Genomic DNA, 20200 nt, shown 5'->3' on the forward strand with positions numbered 1-20200 from the left:
CGGGCGGTGGTGCCGTATGCGCAGGATCTGGCGCGGCTGCCGGCCTATCTGCAGCAGCTGACCATGGAATCGAACGGAAAATCCGTGCGCGCCGACGGCACACCGGTCTCGTGTCCGACCGGGGAGGTGTTCTGGGGTGAGCCCGGCACCAACGGTCAGCACGCCTTCTTCCAGCTGCTGCACCAGGGCACCGAGATCGTCCCCGTCGACTTCCTCGGCCTGGCCCGTAGCGGTGACGATCTCCCGGCCCGCGACGGGCAGACCAGCATGCAGGTGCTGTTGCTGGCGAACATGTTCGCCCAGGCCAAAGTCCTCGCGTTCGGCCGTGATGCCGACGAGGTGCGTGCCGAAGGCGTCCACGAGGCACTGGTGGCGCACAAGGTGATGCCCGGGGATCGGCCGTCGACGACGATCCTCGCCCCCGAACTCACCCCCTCGGTGGTCGGGCAGATCATCGCCTTCTACGAACACCAGACCTTCGTCCAAGGCGTCGTGTGGGGGATCGATTCGTTCGATCAGTGGGGCGTCGAACTCGGCAAGACCCAGGCCACCGCCCTGCAAGCGGTGCTCGCCGGCGACGACACCCCCGATACGGGCGACGCGTCCACCGACCACCTGATCGAGATCTACCGCAACCTGCGCGACGGAGGGAGGTAGGACATGCCCGCGCTGAAGTTGCTCTATCTGCCGCCTCCCGTTGCCGAGGAATGGGATTGGCAGATGGATGCGGCTTGTCGCGACGCGGACGGCTCGTTGTTCTTCCACCCGGACAACGAGCGGGGCGACGCGAGGGAGAACCGCATGGCCTCGGCCAAGAAGGTCTGCGCTCGTTGTCCGGTGCGGGAGAAGTGCCTGCAGTACGCCCTCGATTCCGGTGAACGCTACGGAATCTGGGGCGGCCTCACGGAGGACGAACGCACTCGGGTGAGGAGGGCCCACCGGCGCCGCACGAGCCGGTGACATCCGACCGTCCTCACCCGCCGGAGACGACCCGCCCGATGACCCGGGCGGCCTCCCGGAAGGCCGCCGGGTTCGGGCCGGCGAAGTTGAGACGGAGGTACTGGCCGGTGGGCTCCGCCGGAAACCATTCGTCGCCCGCCGCGACGAGCACCCCGGCAGCCTCGCAGTCGCGCGCGACGACCTCGGCGTCGACGTCGTCCGGAAGCCTGCACCACAGGTTGAGCCCACCGGGCGGTAATCCGTCGACATTCACATCCGGCGCAAGTTGACGAAGTTCGCTCGCGAGGAGGTTGCGGCGCGATTCGAGCTCGCGACGAACGGCCCGCAGATGGGTCTGCCATGCAGGCTGGGTGACGACGTCGAACGCGACCGTCTGGAGAACGCCGCTCACATAGACGGATTCGGCCTGCACGTCGGCGAGGATGCGTTCGCGAGCGGGTCCTCGCGCGACGATCGCCGCGACCCGCACCGACGGCGCGACACTCTTGGTCAGCGAGCGGACGTAGACGACGTGGCCGGAGTCGTCGCGCGCGAAGAGCGGAACGGACTCGGTCGAGATCCCGAAGTCGTGGGCCCAGTCGTCCTCGATGACGAACGCTCCCGCATCGCGCACGACGTCGAGGACCCGATCACCGGTCGACGACGACCATTGCGCCCCGGTGGGATTCGCGAAGTTCGGTTGCGCGTAGAAGGCGCGCGCCCGGGTCCGGTCGAAGGCGCGGGTCAGTTCGTCGGGATCGGGTCCATTGGGTCCGCTGGAAACCGGCACGAGCTGCACACCCGCCTTCGTGGCCGCGAGGATCGCACCCCAATAGGTCGGTGACTCCACGACGAGGGGATTGCCGGCGCCTACGAGCGCGCGGAAGATCGACCCGAGTCCGCTCTGACTGCCGGGGGTGATGATCACGTCGCCCGCGGACGGCGGGGCGGTGCGTGCATCCGTCGCTTCCGCCAGTTCCGCGGCGAACCACGCCTGCAGTTCGGGAAGTCCCGCCGCCGGTGTTCGTCCGACGGCGGCATCGCTGCGGGACGCGCGTGAATACGCTCCGCGGACAAGGCGTTCGGGAAGCAGTGTGCGGTCGGGATAGCCGGAGTGGAGCGTGATCACGTCGTTCGGCACGGTGCGCAGGGCGGCGGAGGCGCGGGGGAGCGGCGGTGCCGTTCCCAGTGCTTCCGTCTGCCAGCCGTGGTCGATCGTGTTCGACGTGCGGATCTGCCGCACGAAGGTGCCGACTCCGGTGCGGCTCTCCACGAGACCCCGGGTCTGGAGTGTCTTCAGTGCCTTCTGCACCGTGACGGGGCTGACGCCGTACTGCGCGACGAGCGATCTCGTCGACGGCAACCGGGCGCCGGGTGCTGCGGTGGCGATCCATCGGGTCAGTTCCGCAACGAGCTGGGAACTGCTACTGTTCGACATGAAGGTACAGAGTAGCGCTATCGTATCCGACCGGCCAGTGCTATCGCCCGATCCTCGCGGGCTCGCCTGGGGTCTGCTCGGCGTCGCAGGTTTCTCCCTGACCGTGCCGCTCACCCGCATCGCCGTCGAAAGTGGAGCGATGTCACCGCTGTTCGTCGCCGCCGGCCGCGCGGTCGTCGCGGTGGTTCTCGCCGCTCTGGCACTGGCATTCACGGGGCAACGACTCCCGAACACGCATCAGTGGCGCAGGATCGCCGTCGTCACGGGTGGGGTGGTGATCGGATTTCCCACGCTCACCTCGTACGCCCTGACCACGGCACCGGCGAACCACAGCGCGATCGTCATCGCGATCCTTCCGGCCGCGACCGCGGTGGTCGCGGTGTTGCGGGCCCATGAACGGCCGCCGATCCCGTTCTGGGTCGCGGCGGGTGCGGGGACGGTCGCCGTCATGGCCTTCGCGGGCCTGCGTGGCGGAGGTTTCGCGGGATTCGGCCGAGCCGATCTGCTGTTGCTCGGCGCGGTGGTCGCCGCGGCCCTCGGCTATGCGGAGGGCGGACTGCTGGCGCGGGAGATCGGTGCGTGGCAGACGATCTCGTGGGCGCTGGTGCTGGGGTCGCCGCTGATGGTGACACTCACCCTGGTCTCGCTCGCCGACGGACTGCCGCAGGGTGGGGTGACGCACTGGGCGTCGTTCGCCTATCTCGGCATCGTCAGCATGTTCCTCGGGTTCTTCGCGTGGTACCGAGGTCTGGCCATCGGGCCCATGGCTCGGGTCGGGCAGGTGCAACTGACCCAGCCGATCATGACGGTCGGCTGGGCGGCCTGGCTGCTGGGAGAGCCATTGACCTGGGCGGTGGTGGCGGGCGGTGCCGTCGTCGTGCTGTGTGCCGGCACTGCCGTCCGCGTCCGTCGGAACTGAACGTCAGTCCTTGTCGAGGAAGAAGTCCCAGCGTGGGTTGTCGCCGCCACCGTAACGCGACAGGTCCGTCACCCCGGCCTCGGCGAGGACGTCGGCGTCGACGAAGCACCGCCCGGTGGTCTCCTTCGCCGGTCGCGAGAGGATCTCGACGGCGGCGTCGGCCATGATCTCCGGGCTGCGGGAGGCGGCGATCAGCGCTTCACCGTCGGGGGTGTTGGCCACGGCGGAGGTCGCGATGTAGGTCTCGGGCCACAGGCAGTTCGCCGCGACGCCGGCGTCGGCGTATTCGGCCGCGAATCCCAGAGTGAGCAGCGACATTCCGTACTTCGACAGCGTGTACGAGGGGTGCACGCCGAACCAGTGCGGGTTCATGTTGACCGGTGGGGCGATGGTGAGGATGTGCGGATTGGACGACTCCCGCAGGTGCGGCAGTGCCGCCTTGGAGAGCAGGAACGTTCCGCGGCAGTTGATCTCCTGCATCAGGTCGTACTTCTTCACCGAGAGGGATTCGGTGGGTTCGGTGGCGATGGCGCTGGCGTTGTTGACGCAGATGTCTACGCCGCCGAACCGCTCGACCGCCGTGTCGACGGCCCGCTGGACGTCGTCCTCCTTCCGGACGTCGCCCACCACCGCGACGGCCTTGCCGCCGGCGGCCTCGATGTCGGCGACGGCAGTGTGCACCGTCCCCTTCAGTTTCGGGTGGGGTTCGGCGGTCTTCGCCAAGAGCACCACGTTCGCGCCCTGACGGGCGGCGGCGACCGCGATGGCCAGTCCGATACCGCGGCTCGCGCCGGAGATGACCATGGTGCGGTCGCTGAGGGCATTCTGACTCGACATCGTTCTCCCTGGTCGCCTTCGATTGTCCAGCTCTGTTCTCCGCAATGATATTGGCATTCTCTTTTTCTGCAAGTAATGTATCCGGCGTGAACGACTTCGCAGAAACCTCGTCGGGTATCCCGCTCGAGCCTGTCTACGGGCCGGGCGACCGCGCTGCCGAACCGCCGGCGCCGGGACGCTTCCCCTTCACGCGCGGAAACTTCCCCAACGGTTATCGGGGCCGGTTGTGGACGTTTCGTCAGTACTCCGGGTTCGGTACTGCGGAGGAGTCCAACCGCCGCTACCGCTACCTGCTCGAGCAGGGCGGAACCGGACTGTCGGTCGCGCTGGACCTGCCGACCCAGTGCGGCTACGACTCCGACGACCCCGAGGTCGGTGAGGAGGTCGGTCGCGTCGGCGTCGCCGTCGACACCCTCGCCGATGCGGAGGTGCTGTTCGACGGCATCCCACTCGACAAGATCAGTACGAGCTTCACCATCAACGGCACCGCCGCGATCCTGCTCGCCTTCTACGTCGCCGCCGCCGAGAAGAAGGGGGTGCCGCGCGAGAAACTCACCGGCACCATCCAGAACGACATCCTCAAGGAGTACGCCTCCCGCGGCACATGGATCTGGCCGCCCGAACCGTCGCTCCGTCTCATCGCCGACACCATCGAGTTCTGCGCCGCGGAAGTGCCGCGCTTCAACGCGATCTCGGTGGCCGGCGCCCACTTCCGCGATGCCGGCGCCAACGCTGTGCAGGAGATGGCGTTCACCCTCGCCGACGGTGTCACCTACTGCGACACGGTGGTCGAACGCGGGCGGATGACCATCGACCAGTTCGCCCCGCAGATCTCGTTCTTCTTCTACACCCACGGCGACTTCTTCGAGGAGATCGCCAAATACCGTGCCGGACGACGCCGTTGGGCGACGATCGTGCGCGAGCGCTACGGCGCCACCACCGACAAGGCGTCGATGTTCCGCTTCGGGTGCGTCGCCGGTGGAGCGTCGCTGTATGCGCCGCAGGCGCAGAACAATCTCGTGCGCGTCGCCTACGAGTCCATGGCCTCGGTGCTCGGTGGCGTGCAGTCGATGTTCACCGCCGCCTGGGACGAACCGTTCGCCCTGCCCAGTGAGGAATCGGCGACCCTCGCGCTGCGCACGCAGCAGATCCTCGCCTACGAGACCGGCGTGACCCGCGTCGCCGACCCGCTCGGTGGGTCGTACTTCGTCGAGGCGCTCACCGACGCGACCGAGGAGCGCATCGTCGAGATCATGGCCGATCTCGAGAAGCACGGCGGCATGGTCCGCGCGATCGAGGACGGCTACCTGCAGGGCCTCATCGCCGACGAGGCCTACAAGATCCACCAGGAGATCGAGAACGGCGACCGCCCGGTGGTCGGTGTGAACAAGTTCGCCTCCGACGAGCCGCAACCCGAGATCTCCACCTACGAACTCGACGCCGAAGGCCGCGAGATGCAGCTCAAGCGACTCGCGAAGGTCAAGGCCGAACGCGACCCCGACGCGGTGCGCACCACACTCGCGGCCCTGTCCCGCGCAGCGGAAGGAACCGACAACCTCATGCATGCCCTGATCGATTGCGCCAACGCGTATTGCACGGTGGGAGAGATGGTCTCCGCGCTGAAGAACGTGTGGGGCGAGTTCCAGCAGCCGGTGGTGTTCTGATGACCGCCCGCATTCTCGTCGCCAAGCCCGGACTCGACGGACACGACCGCGGAGCGAAGATCGTCGCGCGTGCCCTGCGCGACGCCGGTTTCGAGGTCGTCTACACCGGCATCCGCCAGAAGGTCGAGGACATCGTCTCGATCGCCGTGCAGGAGGACGTCGCGGTGGTCGGCCTGAGCATCCTGTCGGGTGCCCACGTCGCACTCACCACGAAGGTCGTCGAAGGCCTGCGTGCGGCGGACGCCGGCGACATCGACGTCATCGTCGGCGGAACGATCCCGCAGGGCGACGTGCCGAAACTGCTCGATGCCGGTGCCGCGGCGGTGTTCCCCACGAGCACACCGCTGGACGTGCTCGTCACCGAGATCCGCAAGCTCACCGGGACGTCCGAAGCGTCCTGAGCCCGGTACACACCCACATCATCGAGTTCGGGAACCTGGAGGAATCGTGCGTATCGGAGTGATGGTCGGCCCGGAACAGGGCGACACCAACCGCAAGGTCGACCGCATGCTGAAGGACGTCGAGTGGGCCGAATCGGCCGACCTCGACACCGTGTGGGTGCCGCAGATCCCCACCGACTTCGACGCATTGACGGCCGTCGCCCTGATGGGCACGCGGACGTCGCGTATCGAGATCGGTACGGCCGTCGTGCCTCTGCAGGCGCAGCACCCGGTCCACCTGGTGCGGCAGTCGCTGTCGACGCACGCCGCGCTCGGCGGCCGCCTCGCCCTCGGTGTCGGCCCGTCGCACCACTGGATCGTGCAGGACATGCTCGGCCTGCCCTACGACAAGCCCGCGAAGTACACGCGCGACTATCTCGAGGTGCTCAACGCCGCGCGCGACCTGCCGGGATCGATCGACGTCGAGAACGACACCTTCAAGGTCCACAATCCCCTCGACATCGCGCCGGTCGCGCCGATGCCGGTGCTCGTCGCGGCGCTCGGCCCGGTGATGCTGAAGATCGCCGGCGAACTCGCCGACGGCACCGTGCTCTGGATGGCCGACGAACGCGCCATTGCCGAACACATCGCGCCGCGCATCACCAAGGCGGCCGAGGAGGCGGGTAAGCCGAAGCCGCGGATCGTCGCCGGTGTGCCGGTCTGCCTGTGCGCACCGTCAGAGGTCGACGTCGCCCGCGAGCGCGCCAATCGCATTCTCGCCGAGGCGGAGATCTCGCCCAACTACCAGCGACTCCTCGAACACGGACAGGCGAAGGACATCGGCGACATGGCGATCGTCGGCGACGAGGACGCGATCCTCGCCGGTTTCCGCCGCTACGAGGAGGCCGGCGTCACCGACCTGTCGATGCGGCTGCTGCCAATCGGCAACACCCGCGACGAGCTGGTCGCGTCGAAGTACCGCACCCGCGAGGTCGTCGCCGAACTCGTGAAGGAACTGCGGTGACGGCAGGTCCGCTCGCGGGGATCAGGATCCTCGAGGTCGGCCACATCCTCGCGGGTCCGTACGCGACGATGCTGCTGGCCGATCTCGGGGCCGAGGTGACGAAGATCGAGCCACCCACCGGGGATCTCTCCCGCCAGGTGAGCGACGCCTACTTCGCGAGCCTCAACCGGGGCAAGCGCAGCATCTGTCTCGACCTGACGACCGACGACGGCATGCGACGCCTCGGCGAACTCGCTGCCGAATCCCATGCGCTGTTGGTCAATCTCAAACCGTCGGCCATCCGGAGGTTCGGTCTGACCTACGACGCGCTGCGCAGATGGAACGAGAAGATCGTCTGCGTCGCGATCACAGGATACGGGCTCGACGGCGGCGACGATCCGGCCTTCGACTACGTGGTGCAGGCGCAGACCGGTGTCGCGTCACTGACCGGCGACCCCGACGGCCCGCCGATGCTGCCCGGTTACTCGGCGGCCGACAACTCCACGGGCATGACCGCCGCGCTCGGTCTGCTCGCACAGATCGTGTCCGGTCGCGGGGGCCAGGTCGACGTGTCGTTGCGCGACGTCATGCTGTCGCAGCTCAACTACCGCGCCTCGGCATATCTGAACGAGGGCACCGAACCGCGACGCATGCCGAACGGAGCACACTCGTACTACGTTCCCGCGCAATTGTTCCCGACCGCCGAGGGCACGCTCGCGCTGTTCGTCACGCACGACGGCTTCTGGCGGATCTTCGCGGCCGAGGCCGGGATCGACGGGTTCCCGACCATGGCCGAACGCGCACAGCGACGGGACGAGGTGCTCGCGGTGGTCACCGAGGCGCTCTCGGGCGACACCGCTGCCGGCTGGGAGGCCCGTCTCCGCCCGCTCGGGGTGCCGGCGGCCGCGGTCCGTTCGCTGCCCGACGCTCTCGATGCGACTCCCGAGATGGTCGTCACCGCCGGTGATTTCCGCCTGGTGGGCAGCCCGATCCGGGTGCTCGGGTACGAACCGCAGTACGGACCGCCCCCGAAGCTGGGTGAGCACACCGATGCAACGGTGACGGTGGGACCTGCCTGATCCCTCGGCGGGTTCCCTGAGTCGGCGTTCCGTGATCCTGCTCGCAACCGCCGTCTCCTCCGTAGCCTGGACGTACCACGGGCACGGTGGGGGTGGCGATGAAACGGGCAGTCCTGGCGATGGTATTGGTCCTGGTCGCGGCCTGTTCCGATGCCGGAGACCAGCAGCCGACGAACGTCCCGGCGGTGGATGCGGAATGCGACGCCGCCGACCATCGCTTCGTCTCGTCCGTCAGCGCCGACGGTCGCTATTTCGAGGATCAGTACGGCGATCCCGTCCTCGTCCGCGGCGACTCGCCGTGGTCGGGGATGGCCGACTGGTCGCCAGAGCAGGCCGAGCTGTACTTCACCGACCGCGAGAGCAACGGATTCAACGCATCGATCATGTCGGCGATCGTCGTGCCGGTGAACGGCGGGCCGAGCTACGAAGGCGCCACCTTCGACGGCATCGAACCGTTCGTCGACGGCGACATCACGCAGTGGAACGAGGCGTACTGGTCGCGCGTCGACGACTATCTCCGGATCGCGTGCCGCCACGGGAACACGGTGTTCCTGTATCCGATGGATGGATGGAATCTCACCCACGTGTTCGCCTCGACCACACCCGAGGAAGCCTTCGAATACGGCCGGAGATTCGCGCAGCGGTACGCGGAGTTCCCGAACATCGTCTGGATGACCGGTGGGGACTACTCCCCGGAGGCGGAGGATCTCGCGGCCGGTGCCGAGTCGGACCTCGTGCTGCGCGCGATGCTCGACGGGATCCGTGATGCCGGCTCCGACGCACCGTTCACGATCCAGCTGGGGTGGGACAAGCTGCTCTCGACGGATCATCCGTTCTGGGAACCGATCGTGGACTGGAACTTCGTCTACACCTACGCGCCGACCTATCAGGCGGTCCTGCAGGCCTACGAGCGTGCCGACGGAACCCGCGACCCGCGACCCGCACTGTTCTCGGAGGGTAACTACGAAGGCGAGAACAACCAGGAGGACACGGCGCCGACCACCGACGAGACACTCCGACGTCAGGCGTTGTGGGCACTGACCTCCGGTTCGCCCGGCGAGTTCCGGGGTTCCGACGACTGGGAGTTCCCGGACGGGTGGGAGTCCCGACTGGACACCTCGGCCGTCGCGCAACTGCGGGCGATACGCGAGCTGTGGCAGTCGTGGCCGTGGTGGGAACTCGTGCCGGATGTCGACGAACCGCTCGTCGTCGCAGGTCGCGGCACCCCGTGGACGAGCGACGAGATGATCGACGTCCTCGACGACGAGTACGTCACTGCCGCCCGGACACCGGACGGTTCACTCGCGGTCGTCTATGTTCCGACGCAGCGCACGATCCGGCTCGATCCTGCCCTGGTACCGGAGTCGGCGACCCTCGAGTGGATCGACCCCGCCGACGCGACCGGGCCTCGTCAGCCGGCCACTCCCGACGAGAACGGCGACATCTCCACACCGGGGCCGAACATGGACGGAGACGAGGACTGGCTTCTCGTGATCACCGACCGGCAGGCGTGAGAGCCCGGGACCGGGGGAGCGACACGGCCGGCAGCACCGCAAGAAGACCGACGATGCCCGCCATCACGAAGGCGGTCGCGGTCGACGTCGAACCCAGCAGGGCTCCGAACACGACCGATCCGGCGGCCTGGCCCACGGCCAGGGCGATGAACAACGCGACCGTGCCCTCGGCTGCGTGCTCGGCGACCGAACGCACGGCCCACACGATGAGCACCCCGCTCATCGCGATGTAGCTTGCGCCGAACAGGGCGACGGAAATGTAGGCGGGGACCGGTGATGTGGGCAGCAGCCCCAGCAGAAAGGTGGCCACGGACATGGCGGTGGTGGTGAGCGTCCACGCGACCGGCAGGTTCCAGGTCTGCACGATCCGGCCCGCGGTCGCCCCCAGCACCCCGAAGGCGCCCAGGACCATCCACGCGAGAACCGAGTAGGTCTCCCCACCGGTCCCGTCGCTCATGACGGACCGGCCGAACGTCCAGATCGCCGCGCTCGACGCACCGGCCAGTGCCGCGGCGACGAGGGGACGGATCAGCGGGGTCAGTTCGCCGATCCGCACCGGTGTGGTCTGTGAAGGGTCCCGTCGATCGTCGGAACGGCGGTCGGTACGGAGGACGGCGAGAGCGATCCCGGCGGTGAGGACCGCGATGACGACCCATCCCACACGCCACTGACCTGCGGTGGCGAACACCAGAGCTCCGGCGGCGACGAGGCCCACCCCGGTTCCCGAATTGACGATCGTCTGCGCGTTCTCCTGCCGGTCGGGAGCGACATTGCGTTCGACGAGCGTCACCAGCCCGGGAGTGGCGAAACCGGCCCCGGCTCCGGCGACAACCACGCTCAGCGCGAAGACGACCGTGTGCGTCGTCGCCGCCACCCCCAGCGCACCGATCGCCGCCGTGGCTCCGGCGCAGGCCACGACGAGACGTGGGCGTCCGCTCGTTCTCGACGCGACGATCGCCGCGAGACAGTACGAGAGGAAACTGCCGGTCTGGACGGCGCCGGCGGCCGTCGACCCCATCCCGAACGAGTCGGTGAACTGGGGCAGGAAGAGTCCGTACCCGAACCGCGCCAGCCCGTAGGTGGCCGCGATCAGGGCTGTGCCGGCGATGACGAGTGGATGCATCGCGTCCCCCGAACGGATCGATGACCAGAACGATCGTTACTCTACTCCGAAACTGTCGTTTCAGCAGAACGAGCGTTACAGTGTGGTCATGTCCACGGCTCGTCCTGCTGCTCGTACTCGTCTGCTCCGGGCCGCCGAGGAGATGCTCTTCGATCGGGGGATCCGCGCGACCCCCGTCGACGATCTGTTGCGCCGCGCCGAAGCCTCCGCGGCGTCCCTGTACACGCATTTCGGCAGCAAGGAATCCCTGGTCGCCGAGGCGCTGCGGGTCCGGTTGGCGGAGTGGCGGGCGGTGTGGGACCGGCACGTGGTCGATGCCGACGACGACATCGGACGTCTGCTGGCGATCTTCGACGCCCTCGCCTCGTACCGCGACGATTCGGAATCACCCGCCCGCTGGTGCGCCTTCCTCGCGACCGCGACGGAGTTCGCCGACCCCACCGACGAGATCGGTGAGATGCTCGCGGCGGACAGCGACCTGCTCGCCGAGCGACTCCTGCACCTCGCGAAACCGGTGGCCGGGCCGAACGCGCAGGATCTCGCCGACGACGTGCTCACCGCCTACAACGGAACCCTCGCGGGCTTCCTGCGCGGCCGGCCGTCGTCACCGATCGAGGTGGGGCGCAGGGTGGCGCGCTCGGCCGCCCTGTCCTACCGGTGACGATCGGCCTATCGGGGACGACCGGCCTGCCGGTGAGAATCAGACGTACTTGACCTTGATGTCCTCGCTGTCGGGCACGCCCTGACAGGTGAGGATGTAGCCGTCGGCGATCTCCTCCTCGGACAGTGCGTCGTTGACACGCATCGTCGCGCTGCCGTGGGTGACCTTGGCGATGCAGGTCGCGCAGTTGCCGGCCTCGCACGAGAACGGCGGCGCCAGGCCCGCGCGACGCGCGCTCTCGAGCAGTGTCTCGCCGGCATGCCGGGGCACGGACACGCGCTGGTTGCCGAGCCGGATCGAGACGGTGCCCTTCACCTCGCCGCTCGGGGCTGACTCCGCGTCCTGGGCGTCCTCGGCCTTGATGGGTTCGGCTGCGCTGCCGAACCGTTCGCTGTAGATGTTGCCGGGGCCGGGGAGTGCGGCCTCGACCATGTCCATGAACGCTTCCGGGCCGCACAGGTAACTGTCGGCGCCGCCGTCGGATCCGACGAAGGCGCGCACGGCGTCGGGGGTGAGCAGTCCGCTCTCGTCGTCGAAGTGCCGCACCACCTCGAGGCGACCCGCGTACCGGTCGACGAGTTCGTCGGTGAGGCTCGCGAAGATTGCGGACGCGCGGTCGCGGTCGGCGATCAGCAGGCGCACCGGCCGGTCGGTCGTCGCGAGTGCGCTCTTGGCGAGCGACAGGATCGGTGTGATGCCGCTTCCGCCGGCGAAGCCGAGCACCGGACCGGCTGCGTCGCGGAGAAGGAAAGTTCCTGCAGGCCGGGTTATCTCGACCTCGTCTCCTTCCGCGATGTTGTCGTGCAGCCAGTTCGAGACGGCTCCGCCGAGCACCCGCTTGACGGTGGTCATCATCTCGGTGTCCGTCTCGGGCGCACTCGACATCGAATACGAGCGGTACAGATCGGTGCCGTCGACGTTCACCTTGAAGGTGCAGAACTGCCCCGATCTGTAGGTGAAGGGGCCGTCGAGGGGAGCGAGCGCGTAGGTGCGGGCGTCGTCGGTCTCCTTCACGATCCGGGTCACGGTCGCGCGTTGAAACAAAGGTGGTCTCGCCATGGACCGTCTCCTCCTGGTATCAATGTTCTGCAAGAACGAGAGTACTATTCTCATTCAGGAGAGCAAGACCTCTCGACCGGTATCGCTGCGACGCGAGAGAGCACCATGACAGAGCCCACCGTGTTGGCCTTCGAAGACCGCGAGTACACCCTCGCGGAACTCGAGGCGCTCACCTGCGGACTCGCTCGTGTCCTGGCCGATCGCGGCGTCGGTCCCGGCGACCGTGTGGCACTCATGTCGTCGAACCGCCCCGAATTCGTCGTGGCCTACCGGGCCATCGACAGGCTCGGTGCCGTCGTCGTCCTGCTGAGCCCGGCGTGGAGGAGCGGCGAGGTCGAACACGCCCTCCGGCTCACCGAGCCGGCCTTCGCTGTCGGCGACAACCCCGTCCTCGCCGCCGCGATGCCGATGCTCGACCTCGACGATCCGATCGAACCCCATCACGGCGACGTCACTGCAGCCTCCGTGGACCCGGACGCCGATGCCCTGCTCGTCTTCAGTTCCGGTACGACGGGTCTGCCGAAGGCCGTGCGGCACACCCGCTCCTCGTTCGCCGCGGCCGTGGCGCACTGGCAGCAGGTCCTCGGGCTCACCGCCGACGACCGGCTCCAGATCGTCACCCCGCCCTCGCACATCCTCGGTCTGCTCAACATCGCCACCGTGCTCGACGCCGGCGGATGGATGCGGCTGCACCGGAGATTCGACCTCGACGCGATGCTGAAATCGATCGAGCGTGACAGGATCACCGTCGAGATGGCCGTCGCACCGATCGCCCTCGCGATCGCCTCACACCCGGATCTCGAATCGTTCGACCTGTCGTCGCTGCGCTACATCATGTGGGGCGCCACACCCGTCACCGCGAGTGTCGCGGAGACCGTCACCCGGCGCACCGGCGTGACGTGGCTGCCGGCCTACGGAGCCAGCGAGGTCCCCGTCATCACCTGCAATCCGGTGGGCGGCGCCCGACTCGACAGTGTCGGCGTGCCTGCGCCCGGCGTCGAACTGCGGATCGTCGAACTCGGGACCGACCGAGAGGTTCCGGCCGGCGAGACCGGTGAGATCCAGGTGCGGTCGGCCTCGGCCATGGCCGGTTACCTGCCCGACGACGCGACCGCCGGGGCGTTCTGCGACGGCTGGTACCGCACCGGCGACGTCGGGTGGGTCGACGCCGCCGGCCGGCTGCGGATCACCGACCGCGCCAAGGACATGATCAAGGTCAACGGATTCCAGGTCGCCCCCGCCGAGGTCGAAGCGGTGCTGCACGGCCACCCCGACATCGCCGACTGCGCCGTCTTCGGCACGAAGGACGGTGCGGCGGGCGAGACGGTCGTCGCGGCGATCGCCACCACCGCGACACTCGATCCCGACGACATCTCCAGCTATGTGGCCGAACGACTCGCGTCGTACAAGCGACCGGGACGCGTGATCTTCGTGCCCGACATTCCCCGCCTGCCGTCCGGCAAGGTCTTGCGCCGACAACTCGAGGAGCGCCATGGACGTACGTCTGACCATTGAACAACAGCAGTTGCGCGACGCCGCCGCCAAACTGGCCGACGATCTGGGTGCCCGCTCGGTGTCGGATCTGGACGACGCGGCGCGCCGGGCACGGCTGGAGAAGACCGTCGCCTCGACGGGCTGGCGCTCCCTGCGCTCCGACGGTGCGTCGGGAGTCGAAGTCGCCATCGTGGCAGAGGAATTCGGACGAGGTCTCGTCGACGTGCCGTTCTTCGGTCCGGTGCTCGCCGACGACCTGCACCGGCACTTCTCCGACGACCAGCCGACGCGCGCCATCGCCGTCGGTGCCGACGCCTTCGACGCGCACGGCCTCGATCGCGTCCTCGTCCTCCGGGACCGGATGGTGTCGACCGCGGCCGTCGGTGAACCCGCACCCGGCGCGGACCTGACCCGTACGTTCGCGACGTTCGCCGAACCGGACGAGACGCTCGGCGAACTCTCCGCCGAGAACGCCGACCGCGCATATGCTCTCGCGCTCGTCGTCACGTGCGCCGACCTCGTCGGTGTGTCGCGGGGGGCGCAGGCGGTGGCCGTCGACTACGCGAAGATCCGTGAGCAGTACGGAAACACGATCGGGTCGTACCAGGCGGTCGCGCACATGCTGGCCGAGAGCGAAGCCCTCATCGAAGGCTCGATCAGCGTGCTGCGGCACGCGGCGTGGGCCGTCGACGAGTTGACGCCCGAGGAAGCGATCCGCGCCGCGCGCATCGCCAAGATCTACACCGCGCGCGCCGCGCGCACCGTCTGCGAGACCGCCGTTCAGGTGCACGGCGGGATCGGCAACACCTGGGAGTGCATCGAGCACGTGTACCTGCGGCGGGCCCTGACGTCCACCGAACTGTTCCCCGTGAGCCTGGAGGAGATCGACCTTGGACTTTCGTGACTCGCCGGAAGAAGCCGCATTCCGCGCCCGGCTGCGGACCTGGCTCGCCGATCAGGCCGGAAAGTTCCCCACCTCGGGTGACGAGTACTGGGCTCGGCAGGGCGAATGGCATCAGGCGCTCTACAGCGCAGGCTTCTTCGGTCTGTCGTGGCCGAAGAAGTACGGCGGGCAGGATCTTCCGCCCGTCTACGACGTGATCCTCGACGAGGAACTCGCCGTCGCCGGATGCCCGCCGCGCCCGAGCCTGGGATATCTCGTGGTCGGTCTCGGCCACCACGCCAGTGACGAACTGTGCGAACGGTTCCTGCCCGGCATGATCGACGGCACCGAACGGTGGTGCCAGGGATTCAGCGAACCCGGCGCAGGCTCCGACCTCGCGTCGCTCACCACCACCGCGACCCGCGACGGCGACGAGTACGTCATCCACGGCCACAAGGTCTGGACGAGTTACTCCGACGTCGCCGACTGGTGCCTGCTGCTCGCCCGCACAGAGCCGGATGCGCCGCGGCATCGCGGTATCTCGGCGTTCATCGTCTCGATGCACCAGGACGGCATCGAGCAGCGACCGCTGAAGATGATCAGTGGCGTCACCAAGGAGTTCGGTCAGGTGCTGTTCGACGGCGCCCGCGTACCGGCGAGCCGTATGGTCGGGGCTCCCGGAGAGGGATGGCGGGTCGCGATGACCGTCGTCGGTCACGAGCGCGAACCGTCCACCCTCGGATTCGCCGCGCGCTACGGCAAGCTCGTGCGTCAGCTCGCGAAGCGCGTCGACGGTCCGCCCCCACAGGATCTGGCCTGGGCGGCGGTGCAGTCGGAGATGCTGCGTCTGCACGTGCGGCGGCGACTGTCCGAGCAGCTCGACGGTGTCTCGCACGGCTCCGAGGGGTCGCTCGACAAGCTGCTCATGACGTGGGTGGACCAGTCGGTCGGGCACGCGGCCCTGGCCGTCGCGGGCAGCCGCGACGAAGAACTCCTCGGCTCGTACATGTACAGCCGCGCCCAATCCGTCATGGGCGGCACGTCGCAGATCCAGAAGAACATCATCGCTTCGCGCATCCTCGGATTGGGGGTCTGACATGTACGGCATGCCCGACGAGATCGAGGTCCGCGCCGAGGGGCCGCTGCGGATCGTCACGCTCAACCGGCCGTCGAAGTACAACGCGGTCAACGACCCGCTGCACGCGGGACTGGCCCGGCTGTGGCCGCAGTTGAGCGCCGACCGCGAGGTCCGCGCCGTGGTGCTCACCGGTGCCGGCAAGGCGTTCTCCGCCGGCGGGGATCTCGACTATCTCGCCGAACTGGGGCAGGACGCCGAACTGCGGGCGAAGACCATCGCCGACGGACGCGAGATCGTCCTGGGCATGGCGCGCTGCCGCGTGCCGGTGGTCGCCGCGGTCAACGGCCCGGCGGTGGGACTCGGTTGCAGCCTCGTCGCCCTCAGCGACGTCGTCTACATGGGGGAGGGCACCTATCTCGCCGATCCCCACGTGCAGGTCGGGCTGGTCGCGGCCGACGGTGGTCCGCTGACCTGGCCGCTGCAGATCAGCCTGTTGCACGCGAAGGAGTTCGCTTTCTTCGGGGAGCGGATCCCCGCCGAGCGGGCCCGCGAACTCGGATTGGCGAACCATGTGGTCGCCGATCCGCTCGCCGAGGCACTCGCGTGCGCCAAGCGTCTCGTGGAACAACCGCAGAAGGCCGTGGAGGCCACCAAGCGGCTGCTGAACATCCACCTCGAACGGGCGGTGCTCGCGAGCCTCGACTACGCGATGAGCGCCGAGGAGATGACCTTCCAGAGCGACGACTTCCGTGCAAACATCGCGAGGATGACCGTAGGAAAGTCGTGATCGGAGGCACGGTGTGATCGGAGGGGCCGTGTGATCGGACGGCTGCGCTCGCTGTCGAGCTTCCATCCTGATCTGCGGGCCGTAGCGCTGCTCGCTCCACGTCGTGCGGTGACCCCGCGATCGTTGCCGGTGATGCGCATGCTCACCCGCGCGATCCGGGGCACCGACCCGGACGTGTACGTCTTCGAACCGGGAGTATCGGTCCGCTGGTTCGGCGCTCCGGCGCGCGTAGGCGTCGAACCCGGTGCTGCGCTGCTGTGGATCCACGGCGGCGGGTACGTCTTCGGCAGGGCCGCGCAGGACGACGCGCTGTGCCGGCGGTTCGCCGACCGGCTCGGTATCGCCGTCGCCTCGGTCGATTACCGATTGGCACCCGAACATCCCTATCCGACTCCGCTCGAGGACTGTTTGCGCGCCTACGAGTGGCTGCGGAGCCGGCCGGAGATCGATCCGGCGCGTATCGCGATCGGAGGTGCGAGCGCGGGAGCGGGTCTGGCTGCGGCACTGGCACTTCTGCTCCGGGACAGGGAACTACCGGCACCGGCGCTCCAACTGCTGGCCTACCCGATGCTGGACGATCGCACCGACGGCGGTCCCGCGCACATGCGCATATGGGATGCGTTCAGCAACCGGTTCGGCTGGACGAGTTACGTGGGTTCGGCCGATCCGGAGGTCGCGGTGCCGGCGCGTTGCACCGATCTGTCGGGCCTGCCCCCGACCTGGATCGGGGTGGGCACGCACGATCTGTTCCTCGACGAGGACCGCGCGTACGCGGAACGGTTGCAGGCGGCGGGTGTCCCATGTGCTCTGCACATCGTCGACGGAGCCTTCCACGGCTTCGATTCGGTGGCGTCGCGCACGGGGGTCGCGCGCGGATTCTTCGACGAACAGTGCGCAACTCTGGAAGATGCGATCTCCCTGAAACTTTCGTAGGCCGCTGACGGATACCGGCAGCGGCCTACGACTTCCGTGCTCCGTTCACGAACGGGGTTTGACGTACTCCGACCTCACTTCCATGATCCGCATCTTCGGGATGGGGCCGTAGCTGAGCGAGTCCGACATGTTCAGCTGCTTCGCTGCCGCCGCGGCGTGGACGTTGGCCTTGGCCGCCGCGGGATCACCCTCGAGTTCGTACAGGGTGACCGACGGACCGCCGTCCGCGTCGGCGGGGGACAGCCGTGTGGCACCGACGAATCCGTCGAGAGCCACCACTTCGGGGATGTGCACCTCGTCGTACCACTTGTTGAACTCTTCCAGCCGCTCGGGATGCGACGGGTACGACTCGACGAGCAGGTAGTGCTTCATGCGTGGTCCTGTCTGTGAGAAGGGTTGGTGTACTGGATCTTCAGACCCGGACGACCCAGCCGCCGTCGATGTTGAGGGTATGACCGGTGACCCAGTCGCTGCCGGACGACACGAGATACAGCAGGCCGGGGATCAGTTCCTCGGGCTCACCGAACGGGAACGGGATGGCGTGCTTGACCATCTCCTTGAGTTCGGGCGGCGACGCGATCGAGCCGGCCTCGGTGTTGACCATGCCGGGAGCGATCGCGTTCACACGAATACCGAACGGCGCCAACTCGCGTGACAGCGAGACCGTCATGCTCACGAGACCGAGTTTGGTGATGCCGTAGGCCTGCGCGGCCATGAATGCGCCGCTCGACGACTGGTTCACGATCTTCCCGTAGCCGCGCTCCTTCATGTACGGCACCACGGCGCGGGTGCACAGGAGCGGACCGGTCAGGTTGACGGCGAGGGTGCGGTTCCACAGGTCGAGCTCCATCGTCGTGAGGGATCCCTCGCCGACGACCTCGGCCATCAGTCCCGCATTGTTGACCAGGATGTCGACCGATCCGAAGTGCTCGGCCGCGGTCGCGGCCATCTCGGTGGTGCTGGCCTCGTCGCTGACGTCGACTCCGACGGCCAGGACACGGTGACCGTCCGCCGTGAGTTCGTCCGCCGCGGCCTGAGCGGATGCGAGGTCGACGTCCGCGAGGACGACTACCGCTCCGGCGTCGGCGAGGCCGCGTGAGTAGGCCCGGCCGATCCCGCCACCGGCGCCGGTGACGATGGCGACCTTGCCGGCCAGCTGTGGAGTGTCTGTCATAGGATTTCCTTGTCGGTCGAAGCGGGTCGGTGGTCGTGTTTCGGGCGCCTCACGAGTGGGAGAGCTCGTAGCGGCGGCGGTACTCCTCTTTCGAGGTCTCGCTGATGTCCACATCGGTGGCGCGGGCGCGCAGGGCGCCGACGGTGGCCCCCTCACGCGGGATGTGCTCGAAAGGGTCCCAGTCGAAGAACTTCGCGGCGTTGGCGAAGGTGATCTTGTCGATCTCCTCGTCCGTGCACCGGGCGGCATCCAACTCGCTCTTCAAGGTCTCCGGCGATCGAGGCCAGGTGGAGTCGGAGTGCGGGTAGTCGCATTCCCACGCGATGGTGTCGACGCCGAGCCGGTGACGGTTGTTCAGTCCGCTCGGTTCGGTGATGTAGCAGGCGAGGAAGTTCTTGCGCCACACGTCCGTCGGGCTCATCCCGGCCGGCAGAAAGCTGGTGCCGGTCCAGGACTGGTTGACGATGTGCCGGTCGATGCGGTCGAGCCACGGGGCGACCCAGCCGACCCCGCCCTCGCTCATCGCGACCTTCAGATCGGGGAACTTCTGGAAGGCACCGCTGAGCATGATGTCGGTGGCCGCAATGGTGGAGATGAGCGGCGTGAGGATCATCATGTCGTCGATGTTGAAACCGGCCGGGCGCTTGACGAGGTTGATGCCGCCGCCGATGTGCAGGGACAGCACGATGTTGTGCTCGACGCATGCCTTGAAGATCGGGTCCCAGTGCCCGGACTTGAAGTCGGGATAGCCCTCGCCGACGCCGTAGGGCGTCTCCGGGATGCTGATCGACCGGCATCCCATGGCGGCGATGCGCTCGATCTCCTTCACCGATTCCTCGGCGTCGTAGAACGGGACGATGCCGATGGGGATGAACCGCCCCGGGTGGGCGTCCGGGACCTCGCCGACGACCCAGTCGTTGAACGCCTTCAGGGCGGCGAGGGAGAGCTTCTTGTCGGGCAGGCTCGCCAGGTGGGTGCCGGCGAAGCCGGGGAAGGTGGCGAACAGGGTCGCGGCGAGGGTGCCGTTGGCGTCCATATCGCGCACGCGCAGGTCCATGTCGTAGACGCCCGGTCGCATCTCGGCGTAACCGGTGGGGTCCATGCCCCATTCGTGCTTGGGCCAGGAGACGACCGCGTTGAGGCCGGAACTGCCGACGACGGTGCCCTGGAACTGCCAGGCCTGCACGTTGGGGTTGCGGGGATGGGCGGTGAGTTTGGGAGCCTGGTCCATCAGG

20 protein-coding genes and 1 pseudogene are annotated in these 20200 nt (G+C 68.0%); 14 read left to right on the forward strand and 7 right to left on the reverse strand.

The window, feature by feature from the left end; all coding sequences use genetic code 11:
- Both ACLBYD_RS28425 and ACLBYD_RS28430 read left to right on the forward strand, forming a co-directional pair.
- Positions 1-657 (forward strand): annotated as a pseudogene (locus ACLBYD_RS28425) (glucose-6-phosphate isomerase); the annotation flags it as partial.
- A gap of 3 nt (positions 658-660) precedes the next feature.
- Positions 661-960 carry a WhiB family transcriptional regulator gene (locus tag ACLBYD_RS28430; protein ID WP_120280549.1) on the forward strand — a complete coding sequence of 100 codons (300 nt, stop codon included), beginning with the start codon at positions 661-663 and terminating at the stop codon, positions 958-960.
- A 13-nt stretch (positions 961-973) separates the two neighbouring features.
- Here ACLBYD_RS28430 and ACLBYD_RS28435 read toward each other — a convergent pair whose 3' ends face one another.
- Entirely contained in the window at positions 974-2377 is a 1404-nt protein-coding gene (locus tag ACLBYD_RS28435) for an aminotransferase-like domain-containing protein (RefSeq protein WP_447819064.1), read from the reverse strand.
- A 37-nt stretch (positions 2378-2414) separates the two neighbouring features.
- Here ACLBYD_RS28435 and ACLBYD_RS28440 point away from each other — a divergent pair, with 37 nt between their 5' ends.
- Positions 2415-3296, forward strand: a complete 882-nt coding sequence (locus tag ACLBYD_RS28440) for a DMT family transporter (RefSeq protein ID WP_447819065.1) — start codon at positions 2415-2417, stop codon at positions 3294-3296.
- Positions 3297-3299: 3 nt separating this feature from the next.
- Here the strand turns inward: ACLBYD_RS28440 and ACLBYD_RS28445 are convergent, their stop codons facing one another.
- A complete protein-coding gene (locus ACLBYD_RS28445; RefSeq protein ID WP_447819066.1) occupies positions 3300-4133 on the reverse strand; it encodes an SDR family oxidoreductase in 834 nt (277 codons plus the stop codon).
- A 44-nt stretch (positions 4134-4177) separates the two neighbouring features.
- Between ACLBYD_RS28445 and ACLBYD_RS28450 the strand changes: the two genes are divergently transcribed.
- The 5 genes from ACLBYD_RS28450 (at position 4178) to ACLBYD_RS28470 (ending at position 9773) form a co-directional block, all read left to right on the forward strand.
- The gene (locus ACLBYD_RS28450; RefSeq protein ID WP_447819067.1) at positions 4178-5797 is read left to right on the forward strand and encodes a methylmalonyl-CoA mutase family protein; all 1620 of its coding nucleotides are present in this window, start codon (positions 4178-4180) and stop codon (positions 5795-5797) included.
- A complete protein-coding gene (locus ACLBYD_RS28455; RefSeq protein ID WP_060650186.1) occupies positions 5797-6198 on the forward strand; it encodes a cobalamin B12-binding domain-containing protein in 402 nt (133 codons plus the stop codon). Before ACLBYD_RS28450 ends, ACLBYD_RS28455 begins: the two co-directional genes overlap by 1 nt.
- Positions 6199-6244: 46 nt before the next feature.
- Positions 6245-7201, forward strand: a complete 957-nt coding sequence (locus tag ACLBYD_RS28460; RefSeq protein WP_258260173.1) for an LLM class F420-dependent oxidoreductase — start codon at positions 6245-6247, stop codon at positions 7199-7201.
- Positions 7198-8259, forward strand: coding sequence for a CaiB/BaiF CoA transferase family protein (locus ACLBYD_RS28465; RefSeq protein WP_447819068.1), 1062 nt, complete (start codon positions 7198-7200; stop codon positions 8257-8259). Before ACLBYD_RS28460 ends, ACLBYD_RS28465 begins: the two co-directional genes overlap by 4 nt.
- A 98-nt stretch (positions 8260-8357) precedes the next feature.
- Positions 8358-9773, forward strand: coding sequence for an apiosidase-like domain-containing protein (locus ACLBYD_RS28470; RefSeq protein ID WP_447819069.1), 1416 nt, complete (start codon positions 8358-8360; stop codon positions 9771-9773).
- Here the strand turns inward: ACLBYD_RS28470 and ACLBYD_RS28475 are convergent.
- The gene (locus ACLBYD_RS28475; RefSeq protein WP_447819070.1) at positions 9754-10896 is read right to left on the reverse strand and encodes an MFS transporter; all 1143 of its coding nucleotides are present in this window, start codon (positions 10894-10896) and stop codon (positions 9754-9756) included. The genes ACLBYD_RS28470 and ACLBYD_RS28475 overlap by 20 nt on opposite strands.
- A gap of 88 nt (positions 10897-10984) precedes the next feature.
- Between ACLBYD_RS28475 and ACLBYD_RS28480 the strand changes: the two genes are divergently transcribed.
- Positions 10985-11557 carry a TetR/AcrR family transcriptional regulator gene (locus tag ACLBYD_RS28480; protein ID WP_447819071.1) on the forward strand — a complete coding sequence of 191 codons (573 nt, stop codon included), beginning with the start codon at positions 10985-10987 and terminating at the stop codon, positions 11555-11557.
- A gap of 39 nt (positions 11558-11596) precedes the next feature.
- On the opposite strand, the gene ACLBYD_RS28485 is transcribed toward ACLBYD_RS28480, so the two are convergent.
- Entirely contained in the window at positions 11597-12616 is a 1020-nt protein-coding gene (locus ACLBYD_RS28485; RefSeq protein WP_447819072.1) for a 2Fe-2S iron-sulfur cluster-binding protein, read from the reverse strand.
- Between the two features lie 105 nt (positions 12617-12721).
- Between ACLBYD_RS28485 and ACLBYD_RS28490 the strand changes: the two genes are divergently transcribed.
- The 5 genes from ACLBYD_RS28490 to ACLBYD_RS28510 are packed head-to-tail and all read left to right on the forward strand — an operon-like array spanning position 12722 to position 17791.
- On the forward strand, positions 12722-14131 hold the full coding sequence (locus ACLBYD_RS28490) for a class I adenylate-forming enzyme family protein (protein WP_447819073.1): 1410 nt from the start codon (positions 12722-12724) through the stop codon (positions 14129-14131).
- Positions 14109-15014: an acyl-CoA dehydrogenase family protein gene (locus tag ACLBYD_RS28495; protein ID WP_447819074.1), complete on the forward strand. Its 906-nt coding sequence runs from the start codon at positions 14109-14111 to the stop codon at positions 15012-15014. The genes ACLBYD_RS28490 and ACLBYD_RS28495 overlap by 23 nt, the downstream gene beginning before the upstream one ends.
- Positions 15001-16089, forward strand: a complete 1089-nt coding sequence (locus ACLBYD_RS28500; RefSeq protein WP_447819075.1) for an acyl-CoA dehydrogenase family protein — start codon at positions 15001-15003, stop codon at positions 16087-16089. The genes ACLBYD_RS28495 and ACLBYD_RS28500 overlap by 14 nt, the downstream gene beginning before the upstream one ends.
- Before the next feature lies 1 nt (position 16090).
- A complete protein-coding gene (locus ACLBYD_RS28505) occupies positions 16091-16858 on the forward strand; it encodes an enoyl-CoA hydratase/isomerase family protein (protein ID WP_447819076.1) in 768 nt (255 codons plus the stop codon).
- A gap of 30 nt (positions 16859-16888) precedes the next feature.
- Positions 16889-17791, forward strand: coding sequence for an alpha/beta hydrolase (locus tag ACLBYD_RS28510; protein ID WP_447819077.1), 903 nt, complete (start codon positions 16889-16891; stop codon positions 17789-17791).
- 45 nt (positions 17792-17836) lie between these two features.
- Here the strand turns inward: ACLBYD_RS28510 and ACLBYD_RS28515 are convergent, their stop codons facing one another.
- From ACLBYD_RS28515 to ACLBYD_RS28525, 3 genes are all read right to left on the reverse strand, one after another.
- Entirely contained in the window at positions 17837-18163 is a 327-nt protein-coding gene (locus tag ACLBYD_RS28515) for a DUF4286 family protein (protein WP_229582828.1), read from the reverse strand.
- A 40-nt stretch (positions 18164-18203) separates the two neighbouring features.
- Positions 18204-18965, reverse strand: a complete 762-nt coding sequence (locus ACLBYD_RS28520; RefSeq protein ID WP_447819078.1) for an SDR family oxidoreductase — start codon at positions 18963-18965, stop codon at positions 18204-18206.
- Between the two features lie 49 nt (positions 18966-19014).
- The coding region (locus ACLBYD_RS28525; protein ID WP_447819079.1) for an amidohydrolase family protein at positions 19015-20200 on the reverse strand (1186 nt) is incomplete at its 5' end.

The sequence above is a fragment of the Rhodococcus sp. C26F genome (genome assembly GCF_053345925.1).